The organism is Kitasatospora sp. LaBMicrA B282, from assembly GCF_050325825.1.
Lineage (GTDB): Bacteria > Actinomycetota > Actinomycetes > Streptomycetales > Streptomycetaceae > Kitasatospora.
Window position 1 is genome coordinate 1 of record NZ_JBNQTI010000279.1, and the last position, 6,702, is coordinate 6,702.

At 74.4% G+C, this 6,702-nt stretch carries 4 protein-coding genes and 1 pseudogene; 3 read left to right on the plus strand and 2 right to left on the minus strand.

Annotated features, from left to right (window positions below; all coding sequences use genetic code 11):
• Positions 1 to 399 (minus strand): annotated as a pseudogene (locus ACQRUO_RS38000) (DUF4129 domain-containing protein); the annotation flags it as partial.
• 5 nt (positions 400 to 404) lie between these two features.
• Positions 405 to 1,667, minus strand: a complete 1,263-nt coding sequence (locus ACQRUO_RS38005; RefSeq protein WP_428320746.1) for a glycerophosphoryl diester phosphodiesterase membrane domain-containing protein — start codon at positions 1,665 to 1,667, stop codon at positions 405 to 407.
• Positions 1,668 to 1,908: 241 nt separating this feature from the next.
• Between ACQRUO_RS38005 and mtrA the strand changes: the two genes are divergently transcribed.
• Genes mtrA through ACQRUO_RS38020 form a run of 3 tightly spaced genes read left to right on the plus strand, consistent with a single transcriptional unit; the run spans position 1,909 to position 6,653 of the window.
• Positions 1,909 to 2,586, plus strand: a complete 678-nt coding sequence (gene mtrA, locus ACQRUO_RS38010; protein WP_035848644.1) for an MtrAB system response regulator MtrA — start codon at positions 1,909 to 1,911, stop codon at positions 2,584 to 2,586.
• 1 nt (position 2,587) lies between these two features.
• A complete protein-coding gene (mtrB, locus tag ACQRUO_RS38015) occupies positions 2,588 to 4,753 on the plus strand; it encodes an MtrAB system histidine kinase MtrB (protein ID WP_428320747.1) in 2,166 nt (721 codons plus the stop codon).
• On the plus strand, positions 4,731 to 6,653 hold the full coding sequence (locus ACQRUO_RS38020; RefSeq protein ID WP_428320748.1) for an LpqB family beta-propeller domain-containing protein: 1,923 nt from the start codon (positions 4,731 to 4,733) through the stop codon (positions 6,651 to 6,653). The genes mtrB and ACQRUO_RS38020 overlap by 23 nt, the downstream gene beginning before the upstream one ends.
• Positions 6,654 to 6,702: the final 49 nt, after the last annotated feature.

Genomic DNA, 6,702 nt, shown 5'->3' on the forward strand with positions numbered 1-6,702 from the left:
GGCCGCGAAGTCGCCGCCGGCCGCGTGCCGGTGGGCGGCCGCCCGGTGCTGCTCGGCGCTGCGCGGACCGCCGGGGGTGAACAGCGCGGTGGCGGCAGTGCGCGCCGCGCGGCGCGGGCGGCCCAGGCGCCACCAGAGCGCGGCGCCGACCAGCACGGCGAGCACGATGAAGAGGATCAGCCCGGTGCTGCCGTCGGTCACGGCGCTGCCGAGCCGGCCGAGCAGGTCGTCCAGCCGGTCCCAGAGCCAGCTGCTGATCCGCTGCAGCAGGCTCGGGTCGTGCCGGTGGTACTCGGGCTTGAGCAGTTCCAGCTTCGCGTCCTGCTGCGCCGGGCCGCGCGGCGTGGTCACGGGAGCGCCGTCGGCGACGATCGTGACCCGGTCCCCCCAGGAGAGCATCGGGCTCAGGCCGCCCCGCTGCCCTGGCCGGCCCAGCCGGTGCCGCCGTACTCGGGCAGGCCGGCCGCCCGGGCCAGCTCCAGGTCCAGCGCCTCGCGGCGGATCCGCTGGTCGACGTAGAGGAGCACGTTGATGCCGGCCTGGACCGGGCCGGTGAGCGTGGCGGCCAGTACCCCGCCGATGCCGATCAGCACCAGGGCGACGACCGACTGCGGGTGGTCCGGGCTGCCGCCGAGCGCGTCGAGCGCGGAGCCGGTCACCACGCCGGCCAGGATCCGGAACGGGGTGGTGATCACCGAGGCCAGGATCGACGACAGGACGAAGCCGAGCACGGTGATCCCGAGGATCCGCCACCAGGTGCCGCGGACCAGCTTGACGGACCGGCCGAGCGCGGCCTTGATGCCCTGCTTCTCCAGCATCAGCGCGGGCGTGGCGAGCGAGAGCCGGACGTACATCCAGACGGCGACGAGCACGCCGACCAGCAGCAGCGGGATCCCGACCACGGCGGTGGTCCGGGCGTCGTGGGTCACCGCGCTGACCACGACCAGCGGGACGGTGGCGAGCGCGAGGATGCCCAGCACGATCACCATCACCAGGGCGCTCAGCCCGACCAGGCGCCACAGCTGCGGCTTGGCCGCGCGCCAGGCGGTGCTCACCGTGACGTCCTGCCCGAGGATCGCGCTGCTGACCACCATGGTCAGCAGCGCCGACATCACCAGCCCGGCCGCCGCGCTGAGCAGCAGGCCGACGCCGCCGACCACGGGCGCGGTGACGTTGTCGTTCGTGGAGTGCTGGCTGAACCAGGTGATCAGGGCGACCAGGGTCTGGCTGAGCACGGCGACCACCAGGGAGAGCCCCAGGGCGGTCCGCCAGTGCCGGCGGACGGTGGAGATCGAGCCGTCCAGGATCTCGCCGACGCCGAGCGGGCGCAGCGGGATCACGCCGGGCTTGGGGGTGGGCGGCGGGGCGAACCAGCCGGACTGCGCGCCGCCCCAGCCGGCCTGCGCCCCCCAGCCGGGCTGTGCGCCCCAACCCGGCTGCGCGCCCCAACCGGGGGCGGGGGCGGGCTGCGGTGCGGGTGCGGCGGGGGCCGCGGCCACCGCCGCGGGCTCCGGAGCGGGCTTCGGCGCGGTGTCCGGCGTGGTGGCCGGAGCGGTGTCCTGAGGGGCAGCGGGCGCCGGGACGGCGGGGGCGGGGGCCGACGGGCGGTTGTCCTCCGGATCGGTCCCGGAGCCGCTGGGGGATACCCAGCCCGGCGTGTCGGTCATCACTGCTCCTCGGCGGGGGGCGGTGCCCCAGGATGGTGGTGCGGCGCAAAATGTGTGTCGCCCATCGTGCCATGGTGGCCGCAGGTGCCCCAGGGGTGCCCGGTTGCTGATCGACAACGGTGTCGACCGGAACACGGAACTCGGGAGTTTGGGTGGATATGCGCTGGAATGCCGGCCTGCCGGCCGGTTCAGGGGCACGGGTGTGCGGCAGGTCACAATCCGGTAATGAGAGGATGGGCGCATGAAAGGTCGCGTCCTGGTCGTAGATGACGACACCGCACTCGCCGAGATGCTCGGCATCGTGCTGCGTGGTGAAGGTTTTGAGCCGTATTTCGTCGCGGACGGGGACAAGGCGCTGGCCGCCTTCCGCGAGACCAAGCCGGATCTGGTGCTGCTCGACCTGATGCTGCCCGGACGCGACGGCATCGACGTCTGCCGGCAGATCCGCTCCGAGTCCGGGGTGCCGATCGTGATGCTCACCGCGAAGACCGACACGGTCGACATCGTGGTGGGCCTGGAGTCCGGCGCCGACGACTACGTGGTCAAGCCGTTCAAGCCCAAGGAGCTGGTGGCCCGGGTCCGCGCCCGGCTGCGCCGCGCCGAGGAGCCCACCCCCGAGCAGCTGACCATCGGCGACCTGGTGATCGACGTGGCCGGCCACTCGGTCAAGCGCGACGGGCGCGGCATCCCGCTCACCCCGCTGGAGTTCGACCTGCTGGTCGCGCTGGCCCGCAAGCCCTGGCAGGTGTTCACCCGCGAGGTGCTGCTGGAGCAGGTCTGGGGCTACCGGCACGCGGCGGACACCCGCTTGGTGAACGTGCACGTGCAGCGGCTCCGCTCGAAGATCGAGAAGGACCCGGAGCGCCCGGAGATCGTGGTCACCGTCCGCGGTGTCGGTTACAAGGCCGGGCCCAGCTGACGTGTCGGACCAGGTTCATCCCTCCCCGTCCGGCCCCGCGGCCGGCGGGGAGGCGCAGTACCGGCAGACCCGCGCCGGGCACCCGTCCTCGCCGCTCGGCCGGCTCGGTCGTCGGCTGCGGCGACCCTTCCACCGGGCCACCGCGCTCTACCGCCGCTCGATCCAGCTGCGCGTGGTCGCGGCCACCATGCTGCTCTCGGTCGCCCTGGTGGTGGTGCTGGGCTTCGTGGTGATGGCCCAGGTGCGCACCGGCCTGCTGGACACCAAGAAGCGCGCGGCCGAGAACCAGGCCAGCGGCGGCTTCACCACCGCCCAGCAGCAGAGCGACGCGCTCGCCCAGCAGCGGTCCAAGGCCGGCAGCAGCACCGACCCGAACGCCACCAGCCCCACCGAGCCGGGCACCTGGCTCTCCGAGCAGGTGGCCAGCCTGGCCAGTGGCGGCCAGGGCGTGTACTCGGTGATCGGCCTGGTGCCGTCGCCCGACCCGGGCGCCCCGCCGCTGGTGATCCGGGCCTCCGGTGACGTCAACTACGCGAGCATCTCCCAGGACCTGCAGGCCCAGGTGGCCGCCGACGACTCGGTGGCGCACGAGCAGACCACCACGATCCACCGCGGCACCGGCGGTCAGACGCACACCGAGCCGGGCCTGGTGATCGGCAAGCAGCTGACCGGTCCCGACAAGACCAAGTACCAGCTCTACTTCGCGTTCTCCTTCGCCCAGGAGGACAACGCGATGAGCCTGGTGACGGGTACCGTGGCGACCGCCGGGGTGTTCATCGTGGTGCTGGTCGGCTGCACCGCCTGGCTGGTGGTCCGCCAGGTGGTCACCCCGGTGCGGATGGCCGCCGGGATCGCCGAGCGGCTGGCCGACGGCCACCTCGAGGAGCGGATGAAGGTCACCGGCACGGACGACATCGCCCGGCTCGGCGAGTCCTTCAACCGGATGGCCGACGCGCTGCAGGCGCAGATCCGGCAGCTGGAGGAGCTCTCCCGGGTGCAGCGGCGGTTCGTCTCGGACGTCTCGCACGAGCTGCGCACCCCGCTGACCACGGTCCGGATGGCCGCCGACCTGATCTACGACAGCCGCGAGGACCTGGACCCGATGGCGGCCCGCTCGGCCGAGCTGCTGCAGGGCCAGCTGGACCGGTTCGAGTCGCTGCTGGCCGACCTGCTGGAGATCAGCCGGTTCGACGCGGGCGCCGCGGTGCTGGACGCCGAGCCGGTGGACCTGCGCGACATCGTGCACCGGGTGGTCGAGTCGGCCGACCCGCTGGCCCGGCTGAAGGGCAGCGCGGTGCTGCTGCGCGGCGCCGACGAGCCGGTGGTGGCCGAGGTCGACCCGCGCCGGATCGAGCGGATCCTGCGCAACCTGGTGGTCAACGCGCTGGAGCACGGCGAGGGCCGGGACGTGGTGATCCGGCTCGGCTCGGCCGACGGCGCGGTCGCGGTCGGCGTGCGCGACTACGGCATCGGGCTCAAGCCCGGCGAGGCCTCCCGGGTGTTCCACCGGTTCTGGCGGGCCGACCCGTCCCGGGTGCGGACCACCGGCGGCACCGGGCTCGGCCTCTCCATCGCGGTGGAGGACGCCCACCTGCACGGCGGGTGGCTGCAGGCCTGGGGCGAGCCCGGCGGCGGCTCGCACTTCCGGCTCACCCTGCCGCGCACCCGCGGCGGCGAGATCGGCCGGGCGCCGTTCCGGCTGGAGCCGGAGGACTCCCGGTACAACCGGGGCCTGCGGGCCCAGGGCACCCCGTACCGGCGGGCGCTGCCGGCCGGGGCGACCGCGCTGACCGCCAGCGGCGAGCCGACCGTGATCCCGGAGACCCCCGGCGGTGTGGGCGGCGGGCTCGGGCCCGGCCTCGGCGGGGTGCTGAGCATCGGCGGCGGCCTCGGCCCGCGCCGGCTGCCCCAGGCACCGGTGGTCGCCGACCCGTCCGACGTGAGCTCGGCGAGCGGCGGGTACGGTGCCACCGGCGCCCAGGTGGTGGTGGACCCCGCGCGGCTGCGGTCGCCCGAGGGCGAGGGCTCCGCACCGGACGGCTCGGCGGCGACCGAGCGGCCGAGCGACGAGCGGGCGGTGGACGAACAGGCAGTGGACGATCAGGCCGGGCAGGGCGACCGGACGAGCGCGAAGGGGGCGCGGGGTGGGGAGCAGCGGCAGGACTAGCCGGCGCTGGGCGGGGACCCTGGTGGTCGCGCCGGCGGTACTGCTGGCGGCGGGCTGCGCCACCATGCCGGACAGCGGCGGGCCCGAACCGGTCCGCCCGCCCTCCGGGGCCGACCAGGGCGTCCAGGTCCGGGTGATCCCGGTGCCGCCGCGCGACGGGCAGTCGCCGCGCGAGGTGCTGCAGGACTTCCTGGACGCCGCGATCTCGGACGAGCACGACTACCAGACCGCCCGCGAGTACCTCACCCCAGAAGCGGTCAACACCTGGCAGCCGGACAGCGGCGCGGTGATCCTCAACGAGATACGCCCGATCGCCGCGCCCGGCGACGGCGATCCCGACCACGCCACCGTCACCCTGCACGAGCAGGAGACGGGCAGCCTGGACGCCCGGCACACCTACCGGGCCCAGGACGCCAAGAACGACCAGTACGACGCCACCTTCAAGCTGATCAACGTGGCCAAGGACTCCGGCAAGGACGGCAAGGACACGGCGGCCCGGGCGCAGTGGCGGATCAGCGAGCTGCCCTCGGAGCTGATCCTCAACCTGACCAACTTCCGCAACGCCTACCAGCAGGCCGACCGCTACTTCTTCACGCTGCCCGACCCGGGGCTGCCGGCCGGCAACACCGGGTCGGACCAGTCGGTGCTGGTGCCGGACCCGATCTTCGTACGGCGGCGGATCGACCCGGCCTCGGCCGCGGCCCTCGCGCTGGCCAAGGGCCCCTCGGACTGGCTGCGGCCCGCGGTCCGCTCGGCCTTCGACGGCGCCGACCCGGCTGCCACCGTCAACACCGACGACCCGCGCAACCCGACCCTGAAGGTCAACGGGGTCGACTTCCAGACCAGTGAGTCGCAGTGCAACCAGATGGCCGCGCAGCTCTACTTCACGCTGCTGAGCGTGAGCGGCCCCGGCTCGATCGAGAAGGTCACGCTCAACGCCGCGCGCGGCGGCTGCTTCTTCAGCACCGCCGAGGCCAAGGGCTCCTCCTGGGCCCCGGGCAGCCTGACCGGCGGGTCCGCCACCGACCTGCCGTACGCCCGCAACGCGGACACCGGGCAGCTGGTCCGACTGGACAGCTCGGCCGCGGTCGCCGGGGTGCTCGGCTCGACCGGACTGCCCGCCGCGCTGCGGCCGGGCGGCGGTCAGCTCGGCCCGTTCGCCGTCCGCCGGGACGGCAAGGCCGCCGCGGTGGTCAGCGGCGACGGCCGGGCGCTCTACCTGGCCAACCTGGACGACAGCGCCAAGCAGCTCGGCAGCGCGCTGATCACCAGCCTGGCGCCGAACGGCCAGGGGCTCGGCTCGCCCAGCTGGGACGGCCTCGGCGGGCTCTGGGTGGTGGACCGCAACCCGGCCGCGTCGCAGGTGTACCTGATGGTCCACGGGCAGAACCGTTTCGCCCCCGTCCCGGTGCAGCTGCCGGTCGAGGACACCGGCGACACCGTGGACACCGTCAAGCTCTCCTCCGACGGGACCCGGGCCGCCCTGCTGCTGCTCGACCCGGTGACCCGCACCCGCAGCCTGGCCATCGGCCTGGTGGTGCGCAGCGGCGCCGGGCCGGCGCCCGCGACGATCACCGCGGTGCGGCCGATCGCCCCGCAGCTCGCCGACGTCACCTCGGTGGCCTGGGCCGACCCGGACCAGTTGCTCGCGCTCGGCCGGGAGAGCGAGGGCGTGCAGCAGCTGCACTACGTGCCGACCGACGGTTCGGCCGGCCCGGACAACGCGGCCACGCTGCAGGCGGTGGACGGGATGACCGCGGTGGCCGCCTCGGAGGACCGCACCGCGCAGGTGCTCGCCGACTCCAAGGACCAGGACCACACCGTCTACTCGCTCTCCGGCGGCGCCGCGGCGCAGTGGAAGGCGGACGGTCACGGGGTGCTGCCGAGCTACCCGGGCTGACCGGGAGCCTCCGGCGGCCGGGCGCGCCACCGGGCCGGGCGGGCCGGCC